This is a genomic window from Stenotrophomonas sp. YJH_SMC_19, from assembly GCF_059367915.1.
The window spans coordinates 278,464-299,824 of the sequence record NZ_JCAFRI010000001.1 but is presented as its reverse complement, the minus strand read 5'-3'; the positions used below and the strand labels follow the sequence as shown (position 1 = coordinate 299,824).

Below are 21,361 nucleotides of genomic sequence, written 5' to 3'. Positions count from 1 at the left end.
TGCCGTGGCCGGGGCGGTCGGCCAGCTAGAATGCCCACCCGCCTTCACATCGCTGCTGGAATCGCCATGGCCAAGCTTGGAACTCCGTTGTCCCCCTCCGCCACCCGTGTGCTGCTGCTGGGCTCGGGCGAACTCGGCAAGGAGGTGGCCATCGAGCTGCAGCGGCTGGGCGTGGAGGTGATCGCCGCCGATCGCTATGCCGATGCGCCGGCCATGCAGGTCGCGCACCGCTCGCACGTGATCGACATGCTCGACGCGATGGCCCTGCGTGCGCTGATCGCCCAGGAGCGGCCGCACCTGGTGGTGCCGGAGATCGAGGCCATCCACACCGAAACCCTGGTCCAGCTGGAACAGGAACAGGGCCTGCGGGTGATCCCGACCGCGCGCGCTGCGCGCCTGACCATGGACCGCGAAGGCATCCGCCGCCTCGCCGCCGAGACCCTGGGCCTGCCGACCTCGCCGTACCGCTTCGTCGATACCGAGGCCGAATACCGTGCTGCCGTGGCCGCCATCGGCCTGCCGTGCGTGGTCAAGCCGGTGATGTCGTCCTCGGGCAAGGGCCAGAGCACCCTGCGCAGCGAGGCGGACATCGCACCCGCCTGGGAGTACGCGCAGACCGGTGGCCGTGCCGGTGCCGGCCGCTGCATCGTCGAAGGCTTCATCGATTTCGATTACGAGATCACCCTGCTGACCGTGCGCCATGCCGGCGGCACCTCGTTCTGCGCGCCGATCGGCCATCTGCAGAAGGATGGTGATTATCGCGAAAGCTGGCAGCCGCAGCCGATGTCGAGCGCGGCACTGGCGCGTGCCGAAGAGATTTCGCGCGCGATCACCGATGACCTTGGCGGCTGGGGCCTGTTCGGCGTCGAGCTGTTCGTGAAGGGTGATGAGGTGTGGTTCAGCGAAGTGTCGCCGCGCCCGCACGACACCGGCCTGGTGACGCTGGTATCGCAGGAACTGAGCGAATTCGCGCTGCATGCGCGCGCCATCCTTGGCCTGCCGATTCCGGTGATCCGCCAGAGCGGCCCGTCGGCATCGTGCGCGCTGCTGGCCCACGGCGAGGGCGTGCCGTACTTCAACAACGTCGCCGCCGCGCTGCAGGTGCCGGACACCGCCGTGCGCCTGTTCGGCAAGCCGAGCGTGCATGGCCACCGCCGCGTGGGCGTGACCCTGGCGCGCGCGGAAACCATCGACGAAGCACGCGCCATCGCGCGTGATGCCGCCGACGCCATCGGCGTCGAACTGCGCCCCTGAAAAAGGAGCGACGACCAACGGTCGTCGCCTACCGAAACCCGGTGGGTACCGACCGTTGGTCGGTACGCTGCTCTACCGCACGTCCACCCACACCAGATGATGGTCGCTGCCGTCGGCGATCTTCGCTTCCGGGCTTTCATTGGCCGGCCAGAAGATACCGCTGCCGACGTATTCGAAACCGGTCGAGGGCAGCACGTAGTCCAGGCGCATGGTGCCGGACTTCGGGCCGAAATCGCCGGTGGCGTGGAACGGTGCGCCCTTGCGCTCGATGCCCTTGGCCGCATAGGCCAGGCTGGTCTGCTCGCCGCCGACGCTGCGCGGGGTGGGGTAGCGCAGCACGCGGGCGTTCTCGATCAGCTCGACGATCGCCTCATGGCGACCGTCGCCGTCGACCGGGTCGTTGTTGAGGTCGCCGAGGATCACGAAGCGCGCGTCCTGCGCCAGGCCGCCGCACTGGCCCTTGTCGTCGCACAGCCACGGCTTGTCACCCTTGGACAGGTATTCCTGCCACAGGCGCAGTTCGTCGTGGTTGCGCGCCGCGTTGCGCTTCTCCGGACCGTCGAACACCGGCGGGGTCGGATGCGAGACCAGCGCATGCACCACGCCGGCCGGGGTCTTCACCGGCACGTCCCAATGCGACTTCGACGACAGGCGCAGCTGCGACCACACGTGGTCGTTGTAGAAGCTCTTGCCGGTACGCGGATCGACCGGGCGGATCGCACCGGGCATCGCGCTCCACTTCAGCAGCTGGAAGCTGCGCACCTTGGCTTCATCGATCGGGTAGCGCGACAGCACCAGCATGCCGTACTGGCCCGGGTGCAGGCCGTAGCCCCATGCATCGTTGCCGCGGCTGCGGCCTTCGCCACCGACCACGCCGTTGTTGTCCAGGTCCAGCCCGCTGGGCACGCCGGTGTTGACCGGTGCCAGGTAGCGGTAGGCGAAGTGCAGCGGCTTGTCGCCGCCGGGCTGGGCCACTTCCAGGTAGCGCTTCTGGAACAGGTCGGCGGCGCGATGGGCGTCGTCGAAATCGAATTCGTTCAGCAGCACCAGGTCCGGGCGCACCTGCTGCAGCACCGCGGCGATCTTGCGCGCGTGCTCGCTGTCGCCTTCCAGTTCCTTGATCAGGCCACCGGCGTCGTCGGAGTACAGCGAGGTGTTGTAGGTGGCCAGGCGCAGCGCTGCGGACGGCTTTTCGGTCATCGCGGGGGACGTGGCGAAGGCAGGGGCGGTGGCGCCGCAGAGCAGGGCCAGGGCGAGGATCAGGGGATGGCGGCGGGTCATGTTCATGGGCCGTATTGTGCACCCGGCCCGGTGTCAGCGGTTTGTCAGCGCCCGTCCAGATCATTGTCGAAATCGTGCCAGCGGCGGCCATCGTAGGCTTCCAGCGGATGGAAGCGACGTTTGTAGTCCATCTTCTGGTGGCCGCGGATCCAGTAGCCCAGATACACGTGCGGCAGCCCCTCGCGGCGCGCCCATTCGATCTGCTGCAGGATTGCGAAGGTGCCCAGCCCGCGCGCGGCGTGGTCCGGGTCGAAGAAGGTGTAGACCGCCGACAGGCCGTGCTCGGTGACGTCGGTCACCGCCACCCCCAGCAGCTGGCTGGGCTGGCCGTCGTCGCCGGGCAGGCGCATTTCCATGAAGCGTGTGTGCGACCAGCTGCCGATCAGGAACTGCTCGAACTCGTGCGGGCCGTGATCGTCCATGCCGCCATTGGCGTGACGGTGGGTGAGGTAGCGGTGGTACAGCGCGAACAGGTCGTCGCGGGCGGTGGCGGCGGTGATCCGCACCTCCAGGTCGGCATTGCGGGCGGCGCAGCGGCGTTGGCTGCGGTCCGGAGCGAAGCGTGCCACCGGGATCCGCACTGCGACGCAGGCCTGGCAGTGCGCGCAGTGCGGCCGGTAGACCAGGTCGCCACTGCGGCGGAAGCCCCAGCTCAGTGCCAGTGGATAGAGCGCGCCGAGGCGGCGGTCGTTCGGGTCCAGCACCAGGTCGCGTGCTACCCGGTCCGACCAGTACCCGCAGGGGTGCTCGCCGGTCTGGAAAAGTCGCAGTTCGTCGTCTCTGTCGCCATGTATCGCCATGGGCACAGCATAGCCCCAGGTTGTCGCAGTGGCGGCGACTGTCCGGCGGATGAATGGAATCGGCAGTAGCGTCAACCGACGTCGCGCCCGGGCGTTGTTGTCTCCCGAGGGTGAAGTGATCACCCCGACGCTGTTCCCATCCCCAGGAGTGACCTCATGATCCGTACCCCCCTGCTGCTGGCCCTGCTGCTGGGCACCTCCGCTTCCGGTATCGCGCTGGCGGCCGACACCCCGACCACGCCCGCGCCGCGCCCGGCCAGGCTGGACACCAACGGCGACGGCGTCATCGACCGCAGCGAGGCCGCCGCCAACCCGCGCCTGGCCGCGAAGTTCGACGAGCTGGACAAGAACAAGGACGGCAAGCTCTCGCGCGATGAGCTGCCGCGCTGGCAGCATGGGCGACGTGGCCACGGCGGTGAGCGCTGGGCCAAGCTGGACGTCAACAAGGACGGCCGCATCAGCCGCGAGGAAGCCAAGGCCGATCCGCGCCTGGCCGCGCGCTTCGACCAGCTTGATCTGAACAAGGACGGCTACCTGGACAAGGCCGACCGCGAGCTGCGCATGAAGCAGCATCGTGATGCCTGGTTCGCTGCCGCCGACACCAACAAGGATGGCCAGCTGAGCAAGGCCGAGTTCGACGCTGCCAAGGGCCCGATGCACGGTGGCCCGCGCCATGGCGGTCCGCGTGATGGCGCTGCGCCGAAGCCGCAGCGCTGAGGTTCAATGCAGTGATTGATGACAACGCCGGCGTACTGCCGGCGTTGTCCGTTACACGTTTCCGTTGCGCATCAGCGCATATACCACCAGGCCGATCACGAATACGTTCGCCCCGATGATGCCGGTGCGCCCGTACACGGATTCATATTTCCAGTTGGTTCCGCTGCGGCCGCGCCGCGCTGAATCGCGCGCGATCATGGGTGCCATCACGCGCTGCAGCGGCACCAGGCACTGGTAGTTCACCGTACCCAGGCCGATGACGAGAATCGCAAGTTGCAGCCAGATTGGCACCTGCAGCATCTGCGAGATCAGCAGGCTGGTGCAGACGACCATCGCGGTGAACGTATTGAGGTGCACGAAGCGCCGCACTGCTGTTCGTTCCTGCTGGGTGTCTGCGAAGCGCAGCAGGAAGCGGCCACCCAGATAGCTGCCGATGATGCCGCCGACGACGCCACCGGCAACGGTGGCCCAGTCGCTGGCGGGAATCAGGTGCAGCTGGCTGGCGGCGGCCGTCAGTGAACCCATGGCAGCCCCGCCTGCGGCACTGACGCCGCCCAGGCCCAGCTTGCTGCCGCCCACGCCGACACCGGTGCCGAGCAGGATCGCTGCGCTGGCCGTGCCGGGCGCGGCCACCAGTACCATCGAAGCCACCGCCGTGGCGAATGCGGCGCTCGGCGCGCTGCTGCGCGCGAACTCACCGAAGCGCTGCAGCAGGCCGTCGCGCACCAGGGCACGTGCACGTGACAGGCGCTTGCGCACGGCCGCATCGCTGAGCCCGAGCAGATCGGCGACCTGTTGCGAGCGCTGCCCTTCGCGGTAGTACAGCAGCAGGACTTCGCGGCTGTCGGCCGGCAACGCTGAAATGATGTCCTCGGCGGCGATCTCTTCTTCCACCCGCTGCAGGCGGTCGGCCGCGCCCGGTGAAGGGTCGGCGGCCATGCCCATCGCCACCTCGGCGGCCTCGCCGGTCAGCGGCCGGCCACGTTGTGCACGCAGCCAATCGCGGGCCAGGTTGCGGGTGATCTGCCGAAGCCAGGGCAGGAAGCTGGTCGAACTGCGCAGCTGGTGCAGCTGCTGCCAGCCCTTGACGAAGGCTTCCTGGGCGATGTCCTCGCTGGCCTGGCGGTCGCGGGTGATGGCCAGCGCGATGGCGGTGACCGTGTTCTGGCAAGCCAGCACGATGCGGCCATAGGCGTGCTGGCAACCGCTGGCGGCGGCCGGCAGTTCGCGTTCCAGGGTCTGGTCGATCGATGCGGCGAACGTCGTCATGGCGGCGGCTCTCCTGCTGGGATTGTGTCCCATGACGGAGCCGCGCGCCCAATGTGACCGACTTTCTGTGCGGTAGTGCCGGCCGCTGGCCGGCATCCTCATGACAAAAAAGGGGACGGAGGGGATTAAGTCGTTTGTGCCTCAAACGACTTAATCCCCTCCGTCCCCTTTTTGTGGCTGCCGGACGGCGGCCGGCACTACCCGTGCGTCATTTTGAGGGCTGGATGCGGACCCGGACTTCTTCTTCCTCTTCCGGCGCGGCCTGCGGTGCCGGCTGTACCTGCTGCGGCTGGGCCTGCGGCGCAGGGGCCGGTGCGACCGGTGCCGGGGCACCGCGATGGCGCAGGCCGATCACCAACGCCACGCCGGCGATCACCACCAGCAGGGCGATGCGGATGCGCCAGGCCCAGCTGCGGCCGCCGCTGCCCGGTTCCGGCGCGTCGCGGAAGGCGAACTCGGCGGTCGGGTGGTCGCGACGGGTGGTGTCGAGCAGGCGCGCCTCGCGCAGGATTTCACGCGCGCGCGGCTGGTCGTCGGCGCGTACGATCCACACCGCCGGATAGGCGTTGGCGTTGCCCAGGTCGGTATAGCTGAACTGACCGCGGCGGCGGGTCTTGTACGAGCGCCCGTTGGTCACCTTGACGTCGATGCCATGCTCGCGCAGGAGCTCGGCCACGCCTTCGACGGTTTCCACGCGCTGGCTGCTGAAGATCTGGCGCATGGGGTTACTCCTTGGCTGGCACGGCAGCGGCCGCGGCCTGGTCGGGAACGACGCGGATCAGGCCTTCCTGCGCGGTGCTGGCCACCAGCACGCCATTGCGGGTGAAGAACTGGCCGCGGGCCAGGCCGCGCGAATCCTGCGCGCTGGGGCTGTCCAGCGAATACAGCAGCCAGTCGTCGGCGCGGAACGGGCGGTGGAACCAGATCGCGTGGTCGAGCGAGGCCATCTGCACGTGCGGGTGGTAGTAGCTGATACCGTGCGGGAAGGTCGCCGTGCCCAGCAGGTGGAAGTCGGAGGCGTAAGCCAGCAGCGCCTGGTGCAGCTCCGGCGCATCGCCCACCGGTTCGCTCAGGCGCAGCCACACCTGGTGGTAGGGCGGGCGCTTGGGTGGGTTCAGTTCGTCGCGCGGGTACACGTGGCGGAACTCGAACGGGCCACCGCGCGACAGCCAGCGCTGCACCTTGATCGGCAGGCGTTCGAGCACTTCCGCCGGCAGCGGACGATTCGGCTCGATGTCTTCCGGCTGTGGCACTTCGGGCATCTTGTGCTGGTGCTCGGCGCCGGTCTCGGCCTGCTGGAACGAGGCCGCGCAGAAGAAGATCACCTTGCCGTGCTGGATCGCGGTGACCCGGCGCACCGAGAAGCTGCCGCCGTCGCGGGTACGGTCCACGTCGTAGACGATCGGGTGGTCGATGTTGCCGGCGCGCAGGAAATAGGCGTGCAGTGAGTGCACGTGGCGGCCATTGTCGACCGTGGCCTGCGCTGCGGCCAGCGCCTGGCCCAGCACTTGCCCGCCGAACACGTACTTGGTGCCGATGTCGCGGCTCTGCCCGCGGAACAGGTTGTCCTCCAGACGCTCCAGCGTGAGCAGGTCGATCAGCTCGGAGACGACGGGTTCGGGCGTGTCGTTCAAGGGGGGGCGGCCACAGCAGTGAAGAGGCCCCGATTATACCGGTGCAGGCCAGCCCATCATCGGTAGTGCCGGCCGCTGGCCGGCAGCCACAGGCGTCCCGGAAGGATTGCCTGGTTGCCGGCCAGCGGCCGGCACTACCGTTTACTTGCCCAGCCGGGCTACCAGTGCCTGCAGGGCGTTCTGTGCGTCCGGGGCGAACCAGGCCTCGACGAAGCGGTCCAGCTGGATCAGGTCCGGGTGCAGCGCCTCATGCAGGTCGGCACGGGCAATCGCGCGGGTCAGCAGCATCGGCTGGCGCGGCTGCTTGAGCAGGTTCTGCAGCCAAGCGATGGCGCGTGCCACCACCAGGTCTCCCTCGGCCAGCTCATCCACCAGGCCGATCTGCAGCGCCTGTTCGGCCGGCACCAGCGAACCGGTGGTCAGCAGCACACCGGCGCGGTGCACGCCCACCGCACGGCGCAGCAGGCGCTGGATGCCCTCCGGCGCAATCAGGCCGACCTGCACCTCGTTCAGGCCGATGGCATACGGCCGCGACGGATCGGCGCTGCGCGCCATCACCCGGTAGTCGCAGCACAGGGCCAGCACGCAGCCACCCGCCGGGGCGTGGCCGGTGATCGCCGCGACCACCGGAATGCGGCTCTCGGCCAACGTGCGCACGGCGCCAAAGAAGGCGTTCCAGGTGTCCAACAACTTGTGCTTGTCATCGCCATGCGAGAGCAGGTGCGGCACGTCCATGCCGCCGGTGAAGACGCGCTCGCTGCCCGACAGCACGATGCCATGCGCGTCTTCGGCCATGGCCAGCTCGATGGCATGGATCAACTGCCGGCACAGTTCGGTGTCCAGTGCGTTGACCGGCGGCCGTGCCAGGCGCAGTTCGCGGATGGGGCCATGGTTGATCACCTCGATGAGCGTCGTCATGCTGCGGTCTCGTTGCGAAGAAGGAACCTGGGCGATGATAACCAAACCATTCGTTGGCGTACTGTGGGTCCTGTGTGCGACCGCAGCATCGGCCTCGGCCGCCGAACCGGCGTGCGTCACGGTGGAGCAGGGCTGGGCGCGGTTGCCTCCGAATCCGGCAATGCCGATGACCGCCGGCTACGGCGTCATCCACAATCGCTGCAGTATGGCGGTGGCGATCACCGGCGCGACCAGCAGCAGCTTCGGTGATGTGTCGCTGCACGAGACCACGATTGTCGACGGGGTCAGCCGGATGCGCGCGATCGAGCGCCTGCCGCTGGCAGCCGGCGCGCGTGCCGAGCTCAAGCCCGGCGGCCTGCACCTGATGCTGATGCAGGGCAAGGGCGCGCTGAAGGAAGGGCAGGTGCTGCCGCTGCGGCTGCAGCTGGAAGGGGGGGGTGAAGCGAGCGCGACGCTGACCGTGCGCAAGGCTGCGAAATGACGGTCGGGTAGTGCCGGCCGCTGGCCGGCAGCACGGGCAATGCCGGCCAGCGGCCGGCACTACCAAACAGGCTTACGACCAGTCGTAAGAGAACAGCACCGTGCGGCTGACCGGCTCGTACAGCATCACGATCGCGTCGGCACCGGTGGCGCACCAGTTGTAGCCGGCTACGTCGGCCACGGCGAAGAATTTGTTGCCATCGCGGGTGATGATCACCGTTTCGGCATCGTCCGCAGCATTGGGGTCATCGGCCGCCTCGGTGAAGCCCAGTTCGAAGGCTGCGGGAATCTCCGCGGTCTCGGTCCAGTTGCCGAAACCAATGGGGCCACCCAGCGTATCCAGATAATCGCGCTCGCTGGCCTCACCCTTGCCGTAGCGCGAGTAGCAGGCGAGACGGCCGTGCGTGGCATGGTAGTCGCGGGCCTTGGCGTAGCTCTCGCGCATCTGCGCGATGTGTTCCTGTGCGTCCTTGTCCTGTACCGCATCGCCGATGAAATAGCCCTCGTTGCCGAGGAAGCGCATCTGGTTGCCGGCGGTCAGTTCGAAGGCGATCCAGTTGGTGCCGGTGAAATCGTTGTGGTGTTCTTCGGTGGTCTCGCCGATGCAGCCGTCGTACGGCTCGATCGGGCACAGCATCGTTGCCACCTGGCCAGCCAGTTCCGGGCGCAGCACGCCCAGGTCGATCTTCAGCAGCGGCAGCAGGTGCTGGCCGAGCCAGGCCTGGTCGGCGGGAAAGACGTCGGTGGGGAAGGGGACCATGCCGGGCAGCAGGTCGCGCAGTTCGGTCTGGTGGATCATGTCAGTCCTTTGATCAGTGTCGGTCGTGCCGGCCGCTGGCCGGCAACCTCATTGCAGCCAATGCGTGCCGACCAAGGTCGGCACCCACCAGGGCGCGTCAGGTAGAGGCGCTGCGGATCGCCTCCGGCAGCGGTGCGCTCTTGCCGGTCTGGGTATCCATCCAGACCACCACCACGTTGCCATCGGAATACAGCTTCGAATCGTCCTGCTGATCGACGATGCGGTGGCCGATGGTCACGCTGCTGTTGCCCAGGCGCTCGACGAACAGTTCGACCACGATGTCGTTGGGCCACACGATCGGCAGCCGGTAATTGACGTTGGTCGCGGCCACCACCGGTGCGATGCGGTCGGTCATCGATACGCCGTCCACGCCCAGCATCCAGCGCACGCGCGCTTCCTCCAGGTAGGAAATGTACTTGGCGTTGTTGACGTGGCCCATGCTGTCCATGTCACGCCAGCGTACGCTGATCGGGATGCGGGCCAGGATCTTGTGTTCGCTGCTCATCAGGCGTCCTTCTTCTTGGTCGTGCTCTTGCTGGCCTTGCCGGTGCTCTTGGCAGCCACCGCCTTCTTCGCCACCTTGGCCGGCTTCTCAGGCTTCACCTTGCGCGGCGGGCGGGCATCGGGCTTGTTGGCCACGGCGGCTGGCTGTTCCGGGCGCGCGCTGGTGGACGGCAGCATGCGGGCCAGGAACTGGCCGGTGTACGACTGCGGGCAGGCCGCCACGTCTTCTGGCGTGCCGGTGACCAGGATGGTGCCACCGCGATGCCCGCCTTCCGGGCCCAGATCGACGATCCAGTCGGCGGTCTTGATCACGTCCAGGTTGTGCTCGATCACCACCACCGTGTTGCCCTCGTCGCGCAGCTTGTGCAGCACGCCCAGCAGCGCTTCGATGTCGTGGAAGTGCAGGCCGGTGGTCGGTTCGTCGAGGATGTACAGGGTGCGGCCGGTATCGCGGCGCGACAGTTCCTTGGACAGCTTCACGCGCTGCGCTTCACCACCAGACAGCGTGGTCGCGCTCTGGCCCAGCTTGATGTAGCTCAGGCCGACGTCGACCAGCGTTTCCAGCTTGCGCGCGATTGACGGCACCGGCTCGAACAGCTTCAGCGCATCCTCGACGGTCATTTCCAGCACGTCGTTGATGTTGAAACCCTTGTACAGGATCTCCAGCGTTTCGCGGTTGTAGCGCTTGCCATGGCAGACGTCGCAGGGCACGTACACGTCCGGCAGGAAGTGCATCTCGACCTTGATCAGGCCGTCGCCCTGGCAGGCTTCGCAGCGGCCGCCGCGCACGTTGAAGCTGAAGCGGCCCGGCGAATAGCCGCGCGCACGCGCCTCAGGCACCTGTGCGAACAGTTCGCGCAGTGGAGTGAACAGGCCGGTGTAAGTGGCCGGGTTGGAACGCGGGGTGCGGCCGATCGGCGACTGGTCGATGTCCACCACCTTGTCGAACAGGTCCAGGCCATCGATCTCCTTGTACGGGGCGATCGGGTGCGAGGAACCGTTGATCTCGTTGGCGGCCAGCGAGAACAGGGTGTCGTTGATCAGGGTCGACTTGCCCGAGCCGGACACGCCGGTCACGCAGGTCAGCAGGCCCGATGGAATCGCCAGGTCCACGCCCTTCAGGTTGTTGCCGCTGGCCCCGCGCAGGTGCAGGGTCATCTTCGGGTTCGGTTTGTGCCGGCGCGCCGGAATCTCGATCGCGCGCTTGCCGGACAGGTACTGGCCGGTCAGCGAGCGCGGGGCTTCCAGGATGTCCTGCAGGGTGCCCTGGCCGACGATCTCGCCGCCATGAACGCCCGCGCCCGGGCCGATGTCCAGCACATAGTCGGCCAGACGGATCGCATCCTCGTCATGCTCCACCACGATCACCGTGTTGCCCAGGTCGCGCAGGCGGGTGAGGGTGCCGAGCAGGCGTTCGTTGTCGCGCTGGTGCAGGCCGATGGACGGCTCGTCGAGCACGTACATCACGCCGACCAGGCCGGCGCCGATCTGGCTGGCCAGGCGGATGCGCTGTGCCTCACCACCGGACAGGGTGTCGGCCTTGCGCTCCAGGGTCAGGTAATCCAGGCCCACATCGACCAGGAAGCCGAGGCGTTCGCCGATTTCCTTGACGATCTTCGCGGCGATTTCGCCACGCCAGCCCGGCAGGCTCAGTTCGCTGAAGAACTTCAGCGCCTCGTCGATCGGCAGCACCACCAGGTCCGGCAGCGGGCGGTCGGCCACGAACACGTTGCGAGCCGCCTTGTTCAGGCGCGCGCCGTGGCATTCCGGGCACGGCTGCTCGCTGATGTACTTGGACAGTTCTTCGCGCACCGCCGGCGACTCGGTTTCCTTGTAGCGGCGTTCGAGGTTGGGAATGATGCCCTCGAAGCGGTGCTTGCGCTGGGTGCGGCCACCGGCTTCGGTGAAGTAGGTGAAGGTGATCGCTTCGTCGCCGCTGCCGTACAGCACGGCCTGCTGCACCTTGGCCGGCAGCGAGTTCCACGCCGCGTCGACGTCGAACCGGTAGTGCTTGGCCAGCGAAGCGATCAGCTGGAAGTAGTAGGCGTTGCGGCGGTCCCAGCCGCGCACCGCACCGGCGGCCAGCGACAGTTCGGGATGCACCACCACGCGCGAGGGGTCGAAGAACTCGGCCATGCCCAGGCCATCGCAGCCGGGGCAGGCGCCCATCGGTGCGTTGAACGAGAACAGGCGCGGTTCCAGCTCCGGCAGCGAGTAATCGCAGACCGGGCAGGAATACTTGGAGGAGAACAGCGTCGGCGCGGTTTCGGTGTTGTCCAGGCTCTGCACCGAGGCCATGCCGTCGCCCAGCTTCAGCGCGGTCTCGAAGCTCTCGGCCAGGCGCTGCTTGATGTCCTCGCGCGGGCGGAAGCGGTCGATCACCGCCTCGATGGTGTGCTTCTGGCGCAGTGCCAGCGGCGGCACCGCGTCGATTTCATGCAGCTCGCCGTCCACGCGCACACGGACGAAGCCCTGCGCACGCAGCTGGTCGAACACCTGCGCATGCTCGCCCTTGCGGTCGCGGATGACCGGCGCCAGCAGCATGTAGCGCTGTTCCGGGTCCAGCGTCAGCACCTGGTCGACCATCTGGCTGACCGTCTGCGCTTCCAGCGGATAGCCGTGGTCCGGGCAGCGCGGGGTGCCGACGCGGGCGTACAGCAGGCGCAGGTAGTCGTAGATCTCGGTGATCGTGCCGACGGTCGAACGCGGGTTGTGCGAGGTCGACTTCTGCTCGATCGAGATGGCCGGGGACAGGCCTTCGATGTGGTCCAGGTCCGGCTTTTCCATCACGCTCAGGAACTGGCGCGCATAGGCCGACAACGACTCGACATAGCGGCGCTGGCCTTCTGCATAGATGGTGTCGAACGCCAGCGAGGACTTGCCCGAGCCGGACAGGCCGGTGATCACGATCAGCTTGTCGCGGGGCAGGTCGAGGTCGAGGTTCTTCAGGTTGTGCGTCCGCGCGCCGCGGATGCGGATGAAATCCATCGCCATGGGGGATCCGGTTGTGGGGGCGTTGGCTGGGTGCCGGGCCAGCAGGGAACGGCAATCGGTCAGCCTACCGAGGTGACCAGATGGGGGCAATGGGCGACAATGCCAGCCCGGTGTCTCACCTTGTGAGACAGGCCGTCAGCCAGGGGTCAGATCCCTTTTCACGCCGTGAAAAGGGATCTGACCCCCGTGCCGCTGCCGTCTCCTTCGACGTTCAGGGGTTGACTTGACCCGCCCCCGCTGATCTGCGTACAATTCCGCTCCTGTCCGCCCTCGATGGCGGCAGCTCAGACCACAATAACTACAGAGGAAGGCCTGGTCATGTACGCAGTACTGGTCACCGGCGGTAAGCAATACCGCGTGGCGCAGGGCGAAAAGCTCCGCATTGAAAAGCTCGAAGTCGAAGTCGGCAGCGAGATCAAGTTTGACAACATCCTGATGCTGGGTGACAGCGACGGCGTGAAGCTGGGCGATGCGCTGAAGGGCGCTGCCGTCACCGCCAAGGTCCTGTCCCAGGGTCGTGCTGACAAGGTCCGGATCATCAAGTTCCGTCGCCGCAAGCACCACATGAAGCGTCAGGGTCACCGTCAGTACTACACCGAAATCGAGATCACCGGCATCGCCGGCTAAGCATCAGGAGAAGCAGTCATGGCACATAAAAAGGGCGTAGGCTCCTCGCGCAACGGTCGCGACTCCAACCCGAAGTACCTGGGCGTCAAGATCTTCGGCGGCCAGGCCATCGAAGCCGGCAACATCATCGTGCGTCAGCGCGGCACCCAGTTCCACCCGGGCACCGGCGTTGGCCTGGGCCGTGACCACACCCTGTTCGCCCTCGTGGACGGCAAGGTGGAGTTCTCGGTCAAGGGCGCCAAGAAGCGTCGCACCGTCAGCATCGTCTCGGCCGACGCCTGATCCAGGCATCGCCGGCGCCCGTGCCTCGGCATGGGGGTGCTGCATGAAGAGCCCCGCTTCGGCGGGGCTTTTCGTTAGAGTTGAAGCAAGACCGGCCAGGCCGGGCTGCCGGCCATCGGCAGGCATAACATTCAAGGTGACGGCCGGCAGGCCGCGCCCATCGCAGGCATCGAAACAATGAAACTGGTAGACGAAGCAGAAATCGAAGTGTTCGCCGGCAACGGCGGCAACGGCTGCATTGGCTTCCGTCGCGAGAAGTTCATTCCGCTCGGCGGCCCGGACGGCGGCGACGGCGGTGCGGGCGGCAGCGTGTACATCCGCGCCGACGAAAACCTGAACACCCTGGTCGACTTCCGCCATGACCGCATCTTCAAGGCGCAGCGGGGCGAGAACGGCATGGGCCGCCAGGCCTACGGCAGGGGCGGCGAAGACCTGACCATCACCGTGCCGGTCGGCACCGTGGTGATCAACGTTGCCACCGATGAAGTCATCGGCGACCTGACCCAGCACGGCGACCGCCTGCTGGTGGCCAAGGGCGGCCGCGGTGGCCTGGGCAACATGCACTTCAAGAGCTCGACCAACCGCTCGCCGCGCCAGGCGCTGCCGGGCGAGCCGGGTGAGGAGCGCACGCTGAAGCTGGAGCTGAAGCTGCTGGCCGACGTCGGCCTGCTGGGCTTCCCCAACGCCGGCAAGAGCACCCTGATCCGTGCCGTTTCGGCGGCGACGCCGAAGGTGGCCGATTACCCGTTCACCACGCTGTACCCGAACCTGGGTGTGGTGAAGGTGGAAAACTACCGCAGCTTCGTGATTGCCGACATCCCGGGCCTGATCGAAGGCGCGGCCGACGGTGCCGGCCTGGGTGCGCAGTTCCTGCGCCACCTGCAGCGCACCCGCCTGCTGCTGCACCTGGTGGACATCTCGCCGATGGAGGGTGGGGTGGAAGGCATTTCTCCGGTCGAGCAGGTGCGCGCCATCGAGCGCGAGCTGGAAAAGCACGATCCGGAACTGCTGCAGAAGCCGCGCTGGCTGGTGCTGAACAAGGCTGACCTGATGTTCGAGGACGAAGCGAAGGCTGCGGCCGAGCAGATCGTCGCCGAGCTGGGCTGGAAGGAGCCGTGGTTCCTGGTCTCCGCGCTGGGCCGCGAAGGCACCTTCCCGATCATGAGCCGGATCATGGCCTTCTTCGATCGCCAGAAGGAAGAAGAGCAGGAAGCCCGTAACGCGCAGTAGAGTCGACTGTCAGTCGACTGACGTTGGCAAAAACCCGGCTTCGGCCGGGTTTTTCATTTTCCGGTAGTGCCGGCCGCTGGCCGGCATTCCTCGGGGTTGCCGGCCAGCGGCCGGCACTACCGGATCGCTGGCAACAAAAAACCCGGCCGGGGCCGGGTTCTTGTCTGCTGCCCGGCCCCGGAGGGCAGGGCGGCAACGCCGGATCAGGCGGCCTTGAGGGCCTTGATGCGGTCGTTCAGGCGGCTCTTGTGGCGAGCAGCCTTGTTCTTGTGGATCAGGCCACGCGCGCTGAAGCGATCCAGGATCGGCTGGGCAACGGCGAAGGCGGCTTCGGCGCCGGCGGCATCGTTGGCGTCCAGCGCCTTGATCACTTTCTTGACAGCGGTGCGCAGCATCGAGCGCTGAGCCACGTTGCGCGCGTTGCGCACGACGGTCTGCTTGGCGCGCTTCTTGGCGGACTTGATATTGGCCACGGTGGTGGTTTCCTGAAAAAATCGGTGTTATGGGAACAGCAAGCTAGCTAGTATGATGGCGTAAGAAATGCACGTCAAGTCGATTGTCAAGAGGGACGCTGAGTGAGTTCACCCAAGTTGTTGCGGGGCCTGCTGTCGTTCAGCAGCATGACCATGGTCTCGCGCGTTCTCGGACTTGTCCGGGACTTCGTGGTGACCACCACGTTCGGCACCAACGCCATCACTGATGCTTTCTGGGTCGCCTTCAGGGTACCCAATTTCCTGCGGCGTTTGTTCGCCGAAGGCTCTTTCGCCACCGCTTTCGTGCCCGTGTTCACGGAAGTGAAGGAGACCCGCAGCCACGCCGAGCTGCGTGAACTGATGGCCCGCACCGCCGGCACCCTGGGCGGGGTGCTGATGCTGGTCACTGCGCTGGCGCTGATCTTCGCGCCGCAGCTGGCCTCGGTCTTCTCCAGTGGCGTTGATACCGATCCGGTCAAGCAGGGCCTGCTGGTTGACCTGTTCCGCCTGACCTTCCCGTTCCTGTTGTTCGTGTCGCTGACCGCCCTGGCCGGCGGCGCGCTGAACAGCTTCCAGCGCTTCGCCATGCCGGCGCTGACCCCGGTCATCCTCAACCTGTGCATGATCGCCGGTGCACTGTGGCTGGCCCCGCGGCTGGGCGGCACCCCGGAGAAACAGATCCTGGCGCTGGGCTGGGCGGTACTGGCTGCCGGCATCCTGCAGCTGCTGTTCCAGCTGCCCTCGCTGAAGGGCATCAACCTGCTGACCCTGCCGCGCTGGGGCTGGAGCCATCCGGGCGTGCGCAAGGTGATGACGCTGATGGTGCCGACCCTGTTCGGCTCCTCGGTGGCGCAGATCAACCTGCTGCTGGACACCGTCATCGCGGCCAAGCTGACCGATGGCTCGCAGTCCTGGCTGTCGCTGGCCGACCGCTTCCTGGAGCTGCCGCTGGGCGTGTTCGGCGTGGCGCTGGGCACGGTGATCCTGCCGGCGCTGGCCCGTCACCACGTCAGCACCGACCGCGAGGGCTTCTCGCGTTCGCTGGACTGGGGCCTGCGGATGACCCTGCTGATCTCGGTGCCGGCCATGCTGGGCCTGCTGCTGCTGGCCGAACCGCTGATCGCGACCATCTTCCAGCACGGCCAGTTCAGTGCCTTCGATACCCGCATGACCGCGCTGTCGGTGTACGGCCTGAGTTTCGGCCTGCCGGCGTTCGCCCTGCTGAAGGTGGTGTTGCCGGCGTTCTACGCACGTCAGGACACCAAGACCCCGGTGCGCGCGGGTGTGGCCGCGCTGGTGGCCAACATGGTGTTCAACTTCGCCCTGCTGGCGGTGCTGTACCAGGTCATGGTGCCGGACGAGCTGAAGGCGCAGGGCGTGATGGCGGCCATCGGCAAGCAGCCGGGCCTGCATCTGGCACTGGGCATTGCCAGCGCGCTGTCCAGTTACCTGAACCTGGGCCTGCTGTGGTACTGGCTGGGCAAGACCGACGTCTACCAGCGCCGGCCGGGCTGGGGCGGCTATCTGCTGCGACTGCTGCTGGCCTGTGCGGCCATGGTTGGTGTGCTGCTGGCCCTGCTGCACTGGCTGCCGGGCTTCTCGGCGATGAGCGTGTGGGAGCGGATCGGCAGCCTGTCGCTGCTGGTCGGCGGTGGCGGTGCCACCTACGCGGTAGCCATGCTGGCGATGGGCTTCCGCCCGCGCGATCTGCGTGGGCATTGATCGCGGCTTGTGGCGGCTATACTTCAGGGTTACACCATTGAAGCGGCGGCCCCGGTCGGGCCGGAACGAGAGTTGATGAGCAGGCTGTTCAGAAGCGTCGAGGGCGGGGACCTGTTCCCCAACGGAAGCGTGGTCTGTATCGGTGCATTCGACGGCCTCCACCTGGGCCATCGTGCGCTGGTCCGCCACGCGGTTGCCCGCGCGCGCGCCTTGGGCGTGGCCGCCGTGGCCGTGGCGTTCGAGCCGCTGCCGCGTGAGTTCTTCGCCCAGGGCACACCGCCGCCGCGGCTGACCCTGGCGCGCAGCAAGGTCGAGATCCTGCGCGAGCTCGGTGTCGATGCGGTCGGCCTGCTGCGATTCGACGCGGCGATGGCGGCGATGCCGGCCGAGACCTTCGTGCGCCAGTTGCTGGTCAAGCGCCTGAGTGCGCGTGAGGTCTGGATCGGCCCGGAGTTCTGCTTCGGCAACCGCCGCCGTGGCGACCTGGCTCTGCTGCAGAAAATGGGTGCCGAACTGGGTTTCACTGCGGGCGAAATTGAAGCGGTCGACCTGCATGGCGAACGCATTTCCAGCACCCGCATCCGCCAGCTGCTGCAGCAGGGCGACTTCGCCCGTGCCAACGATCTGCTGGGTCGTCCGTACGCGATCAGCGGCCGGGTGGTGCGCGGGCGCCAGCTCGGCCGTACGCTGGGCTTCCCCACCGCCAACCTGCGGTTCCCGAAGACCCCGGCACTGTCGGGCATCTACGCGACCTGGGTGCATGGCGTGTTCGACCAGCCGTGGCCGTCGGTGTCCAGCTTCGGCACCCGCCCGACGGTGGAGGGCGTGGAGCCGCTGCTGGAAGCCCACCTGTTCGATTTCCAGGGCGACCTGTACGGGCGCCACATCGATGTGGAGTTCGTCGCCAAGCTGCGCGACGAAGAGAAATTCAATGATCTGGCGGCGCTGACCGACCAGATGCACCGCGACGCCGAACAGGCGCGCGCCATCCTTTCCGAACATAGATTGCGAGCCACTGCGTGAGCCAGGACTACAAGACCACCCTGAACCTGCCAGCCACCGAATTCCCGATGCGCGGCGACCTGCCCAAGCGCGAGCCGGGCATTCTGGCGCGGTGGGAAGCGCAGGGGCTCTACCAGCAGCTGCGCGACAACGCCGCCGGCCGCCCGCTGTTCGTGCTGCACGATGGCCCGCCGTACGCCAACGGCCGCATCCACCTGGGCCACGCGGTCAACAAGATCCTGAAGGACATCATCGTCAAGTCGCGCTACCTGGCCGGCTTCGATGCGCCCTACGTGCCGGGCTGGGACTGCCATGGCCTGCCGATCGAGATCGCGGTGGAAAAGAAGTGGGGCAAGGTCGGCACCAAGCTCGACGCCGTTGAATTCCGCCAGAAGTGCCGCGAGTTCGCCGAAGAGCAGATCAACATCCAGCGCGTGGACTTCAAGCGCCTGGGCGTGACCGGTGACTGGGACAACCCGTACAAGACCCTGAGCTTCGACTTCGAAGCCAACGAGATCCGTGCGCTGTCCAAGGTCGTGGCCAACGGCCACCTGGTGCGTGGCGCCAAGCCGGTGTACTGGTGCTTCGACTGTGGCTCGGCGCTGGCCGAGGCCGAGATCGAGTACCAGGAAAAGGAATCGCCGGCGATCGACGTGGCCTACGCCGCACGCGATGCGCAGGCCATCGGCCAGGCGTTCGGCGTGAGCGTGCCGGCCGACGTGGAAGTGGCCGTACCGATCTGGACCACCACCCCGTGGACGCTGCCGGCCTCGCTGGCGGTGTCGCTGGGCGCGGAGATCACCTACGTGCTGGCCGAAGGCCCGGCGCACAACGGCAAGCGCCGTTGGCTGGTGCTGGCTGCGGCGCTGGCCGAGCGCGCGCTGCAGCGCTATGGCGTCGAAAACGTGGTGCTGCACGGTGAAACCACCGGTGCGGCGCTGGAAAACCAGCTGCTGGCGCATCCGTTCTACCCGAAACGCGAGATCCTGGTGCTCAACGGCGACCATGTGTCCGACGAGGACGGTACCGGTGCGGTGCACACCGCCCCCGGCCACGGCCAGGAAGACTTCGTGGTCAGCCAGAAGTACGGCCTGCTGGACAAGTACAACGCCGGCCAGATCACCCCGATCGACGGCCGTGGCGTATACCTGGAATCGACCCCGCCGGCCGGTGACGTGGTGCTGGCTGGCCAACATCTATGGCAGGCGCAGGAGGCCATCGTCGGCGTGCTGCGTGACAACGGTGCGCTGCTGGCCTTCCATCCGATCCGCCACAGCTACCCGCACTGCTGGCGTCACAAGAAGCCGGTGGTGTTCCGCGCCACCCCGCAGTGGTTCATCTCGATGGACAAGGCCAACCTGCGCAACGATGCGCTGGCCGCCATCGACACCGTCGGCTGGTTCCCGAGCTGGGGCAAGGCGCGCATCCAGAGCATGGTCGACGGTCGCCCGGACTGGACGATCTCGCGCCAGCGCACCTGGGGCGTGCCGATCGCACTGTTCACCCATCGCCAGACCGGCGCGATCCACCCGCGCTCGGTGGAGCTGATGCAGCAGGTCGCCGACCGTGTCGAAGCCGAGGGCATCGACGTGTGGTACTCGCTGGATGCCGCCGAACTGCTGGGCGCCGAAGCGGCCGACTACGAGAAGGTCACCGACATCCTCGACGTCTGGTTCGATTCGGGCGTGACCCATGAGGGCGTGCTTGCCGCGCGTGGCTTCGGCAAGCCGGCCGACCTGTACCTGGAAGGTTCCGACCAGCATCGCGGCTGGTTCCAGTCCTCGCTGCTGACCGGCGTGGCGATCGACAAGCGCGCGCCGTACAAGCAGTGCCTGACCCACGGCTTCACCGTGGACGAGCAGGGCCGCAAGATGTCCAAGTCGCTGGGCAACGGCATTGAGCCGCAGGACATCATGAACAAGCTGGGCGCGGACATCCTGCGCCTGTGGATCGCCTCGGCCGACTACAGCAACGAGATGTCGCTGTCGCAGGAGATCCTGAAGCGCAACGCCGACGCCTACCGCCGCCTGCGCAACACCGCACGCTTCCTGCTCGGCAACCTGGACGGTTTCGATCCGGCCCAGCACCTGCAGCCGCTCGACCAGATGGTCGCGCTGGACCGCTGGATCGTGCACCGTGCGTGGGAGCTGCAGGAGAAGATCAAGGCGGCCTACGACGGCTACAACATGGCCGAGATCGTGCAGCTGCTGCTGAACTTCTGCAGCGTGGACCTGGGCTCGCTGTACCTGGACGTGACCAAGGACCGCCTGTACACGATGCCGACCGATTCGCACGGTCGCCGTTCGGCACAGAGCGCGATGTACCACATCGCCGAAGCGTTCACCCGCTGGGTTGCGCCGATCCTGACCTTCACCGCCGACGAGCTGTGGGGCTACCTGCCGGGCGAGCATGCCGGCCATGTGCTGTTCACCACCTGGTACGACGGCCTGGCGCCGCTGCCGGCCGATGCCCAGCTCAACGCCACCGACTTCGATCAGTTGCTGGCTGTGCGCGAGCAGGTGGCCAAGGTGCTCGAGCCGATGCGTGCCAACGGCGCCATCGGTGCCGCGCTGGAAGCGGAGATCACCATTGCCGCCAACGAGGAGCAGGCCGCGAAGTGGCAGCCGCTGGCCGATGAACTGCGCTTCCTGTTCATCAGTGGCGACGTGCAGGTGCGCCCGGCGACCACCGACGAGGTGTTCGTCAGCGCCCAGCCGACCACCAAGGCCAAGTGCGTGCGCTGCTGGCACCACCGCGCCGACGTCGGCAGCAACGCCGACCATCCGGAACTGTGCGGCCGTTGCGTGAGCAACGTGACCGGCGCCGGCGAAGTGCGGAGCTGGTTCTGATGGCCGCGCCCCGTCCGCATCCGAACGCCCTGGTCTGGCTGCTGCTGTCGGCCGCCATCATCGGCCTGGACCAGTGGTCCAAGGCCTGGGTGCTGTCGAGCCTGCCGGAGTTCCAGCCGGTGGTGGTCATCGACGGCTTCTGGAACTGGTACCGCACCTACAACACCGGCGCCGCGTTCAGTTTCCTGAGCGACGCCGGTGGCTGGCAGAAGTACTTCTTCACCGCGCTGGCGATCGCCATCAGCGGCCTGATGGCGTGGTGGCTGCGCGGCACCGCGCGCGGCAACTGGAAGGCCGCGGTGCCGTATGCGCTCATCATCGGCGGCGCCATCGGCAACGTGATCGACCGCCAGGTGCACGGCCACGTGGTCGACTTCATCCAGTGGTACGTGGGCAGCTACACCTGGCCCTCGTTCAACATCGCCGACTCGGCCATCGTGGTGGGTGCCATCGGCATCGCCCTGTTTGGCCTGTTCGACGGCAAGTCCGCCAAAAAGGCGGATAATGCCAATCCGAAACCGTAAGC

At 67.0% G+C, this 21,361-nt stretch carries 20 protein-coding genes; 10 read left to right on the top strand and 10 right to left on the bottom strand.

The window, feature by feature from the left end:
* Positions 1-66: 66 nt before the first annotated feature.
* Positions 67-1,254: a formate-dependent phosphoribosylglycinamide formyltransferase gene (gene purT, locus AC5P5R_RS01360; protein ID WP_043034130.1), complete on the top strand. Its 1,188-nt coding sequence runs from the start codon at positions 67-69 to the stop codon at positions 1,252-1,254.
* Positions 1,255-1,326: 72 nt separating this feature from the next.
* Here purT and AC5P5R_RS01355 read toward each other — a convergent pair whose 3' ends face one another.
* Positions 1,327-2,541 carry an endonuclease/exonuclease/phosphatase family protein gene (locus tag AC5P5R_RS01355; RefSeq protein WP_099524479.1) on the bottom strand — a complete coding sequence of 405 codons (1,215 nt, stop codon included), beginning with the start codon at positions 2,539-2,541 and terminating at the stop codon, positions 1,327-1,329.
* 38 nt (positions 2,542-2,579) lie between these two features.
* Positions 2,580-3,335, bottom strand: a complete 756-nt coding sequence (locus tag AC5P5R_RS01350; RefSeq protein ID WP_049395530.1) for an arginyltransferase — start codon at positions 3,333-3,335, stop codon at positions 2,580-2,582.
* 156 nt (positions 3,336-3,491) lie between these two features.
* Here AC5P5R_RS01350 and AC5P5R_RS01345 point away from each other — a divergent pair, with 156 nt between their 5' ends.
* Positions 3,492-4,052, top strand: coding sequence for an EF-hand domain-containing protein (locus AC5P5R_RS01345; protein WP_005412620.1), 561 nt, complete (start codon positions 3,492-3,494; stop codon positions 4,050-4,052).
* Positions 4,053-4,103: 51 nt separating this feature from the next.
* Here AC5P5R_RS01345 and AC5P5R_RS01340 read toward each other — a convergent pair whose 3' ends face one another.
* From AC5P5R_RS01340 to AC5P5R_RS01325, 4 genes are all read right to left on the bottom strand, one after another.
* Entirely contained in the window at positions 4,104-5,321 is a 1,218-nt protein-coding gene (locus tag AC5P5R_RS01340) for an RNA polymerase sigma factor (protein WP_049395529.1), read from the bottom strand.
* Between the two features lie 208 nt (positions 5,322-5,529).
* Positions 5,530-6,042, bottom strand: a complete 513-nt coding sequence (locus AC5P5R_RS01335) for a hypothetical protein (protein ID WP_012479448.1) — start codon at positions 6,040-6,042, stop codon at positions 5,530-5,532.
* 4 nt (positions 6,043-6,046) lie between these two features.
* On the bottom strand, positions 6,047-6,955 hold the full coding sequence (tesB, locus tag AC5P5R_RS01330) for an acyl-CoA thioesterase II (RefSeq protein ID WP_005412623.1): 909 nt from the start codon (positions 6,953-6,955) through the stop codon (positions 6,047-6,049).
* Between the two features lie 141 nt (positions 6,956-7,096).
* A complete protein-coding gene (locus tag AC5P5R_RS01325; protein ID WP_012479449.1) occupies positions 7,097-7,873 on the bottom strand; it encodes an enoyl-CoA hydratase/isomerase family protein in 777 nt (258 codons plus the stop codon).
* Positions 7,874-7,907: 34 nt separating this feature from the next.
* Between AC5P5R_RS01325 and AC5P5R_RS01320 the strand changes: the two genes are divergently transcribed.
* Positions 7,908-8,354, top strand: coding sequence for a copper chaperone PCu(A)C (locus AC5P5R_RS01320; RefSeq protein WP_012479450.1), 447 nt, complete (start codon positions 7,908-7,910; stop codon positions 8,352-8,354).
* A 72-nt stretch (positions 8,355-8,426) separates the two neighbouring features.
* Here the strand turns inward: AC5P5R_RS01320 and AC5P5R_RS01315 are convergent, their stop codons facing one another.
* The 3 genes from AC5P5R_RS01315 to uvrA form a co-directional block, all read right to left on the bottom strand.
* The gene (locus tag AC5P5R_RS01315; RefSeq protein ID WP_012479451.1) at positions 8,427-9,152 is read right to left on the bottom strand and encodes a hypothetical protein; all 726 of its coding nucleotides are present in this window, start codon (positions 9,150-9,152) and stop codon (positions 8,427-8,429) included.
* A gap of 97 nt (positions 9,153-9,249) precedes the next feature.
* Complete coding sequence (locus tag AC5P5R_RS01310) at positions 9,250-9,657, bottom strand: acyl-CoA thioesterase (protein ID WP_033833359.1); 408 nt, start codon at positions 9,655-9,657, stop codon at positions 9,250-9,252.
* The gene (gene uvrA, locus AC5P5R_RS01305) at positions 9,657-12,650 is read right to left on the bottom strand and encodes an excinuclease ABC subunit UvrA (protein WP_024957497.1); all 2,994 of its coding nucleotides are present in this window, start codon (positions 12,648-12,650) and stop codon (positions 9,657-9,659) included. The genes AC5P5R_RS01310 and uvrA overlap by 1 nt, the downstream gene beginning before the upstream one ends.
* Positions 12,651-12,968: 318 nt before the next feature.
* Between uvrA and rplU the strand changes: the two genes are divergently transcribed.
* The 3 genes from rplU (at position 12,969) to cgtA (ending at position 14,789) form a co-directional block, all read left to right on the top strand.
* Positions 12,969-13,277: a 50S ribosomal protein L21 gene (rplU, locus tag AC5P5R_RS01300; protein ID WP_005408557.1), complete on the top strand. Its 309-nt coding sequence runs from the start codon at positions 12,969-12,971 to the stop codon at positions 13,275-13,277.
* An 18-nt stretch (positions 13,278-13,295) separates the two neighbouring features.
* Positions 13,296-13,559, top strand: coding sequence for a 50S ribosomal protein L27 (rpmA, locus tag AC5P5R_RS01295; RefSeq protein ID WP_005408558.1), 264 nt, complete (start codon positions 13,296-13,298; stop codon positions 13,557-13,559).
* A 177-nt stretch (positions 13,560-13,736) separates the two neighbouring features.
* A complete protein-coding gene (gene cgtA, locus AC5P5R_RS01290) occupies positions 13,737-14,789 on the top strand; it encodes an Obg family GTPase CgtA (RefSeq protein ID WP_164281467.1) in 1,053 nt (350 codons plus the stop codon).
* Between the two features lie 203 nt (positions 14,790-14,992).
* Here the strand turns inward: cgtA and rpsT are convergent, their stop codons facing one another.
* Positions 14,993-15,262: a 30S ribosomal protein S20 gene (gene rpsT / locus AC5P5R_RS01285; protein WP_005408560.1), complete on the bottom strand. Its 270-nt coding sequence runs from the start codon at positions 15,260-15,262 to the stop codon at positions 14,993-14,995.
* Between the two features lie 117 nt (positions 15,263-15,379).
* Between rpsT and murJ the strand changes: the two genes are divergently transcribed.
* The 4 genes from murJ (at position 15,380) to lspA (ending at position 21,359) form a co-directional block, all read left to right on the top strand.
* Positions 15,380-16,984 carry a murein biosynthesis integral membrane protein MurJ gene (gene murJ / locus AC5P5R_RS01280; RefSeq protein WP_032965638.1) on the top strand — a complete coding sequence of 535 codons (1,605 nt, stop codon included), beginning with the start codon at positions 15,380-15,382 and terminating at the stop codon, positions 16,982-16,984.
* 75 nt (positions 16,985-17,059) lie between these two features.
* Positions 17,060-18,007: a bifunctional riboflavin kinase/FAD synthetase gene (locus AC5P5R_RS01275; RefSeq protein ID WP_005408562.1), complete on the top strand. Its 948-nt coding sequence runs from the start codon at positions 17,060-17,062 to the stop codon at positions 18,005-18,007.
* Complete coding sequence (gene ileS, locus AC5P5R_RS01270; protein ID WP_099497739.1) at positions 18,004-20,835, top strand: isoleucine--tRNA ligase; 2,832 nt, start codon at positions 18,004-18,006, stop codon at positions 20,833-20,835. Before AC5P5R_RS01275 ends, ileS begins: the two co-directional genes overlap by 4 nt.
* Entirely contained in the window at positions 20,835-21,359 is a 525-nt protein-coding gene (lspA, locus tag AC5P5R_RS01265) for a signal peptidase II (protein ID WP_005408564.1), read from the top strand. Before ileS ends, lspA begins: the two co-directional genes overlap by 1 nt.
* The last annotated feature ends 2 nt before the right edge of the window (positions 21,360-21,361 follow it).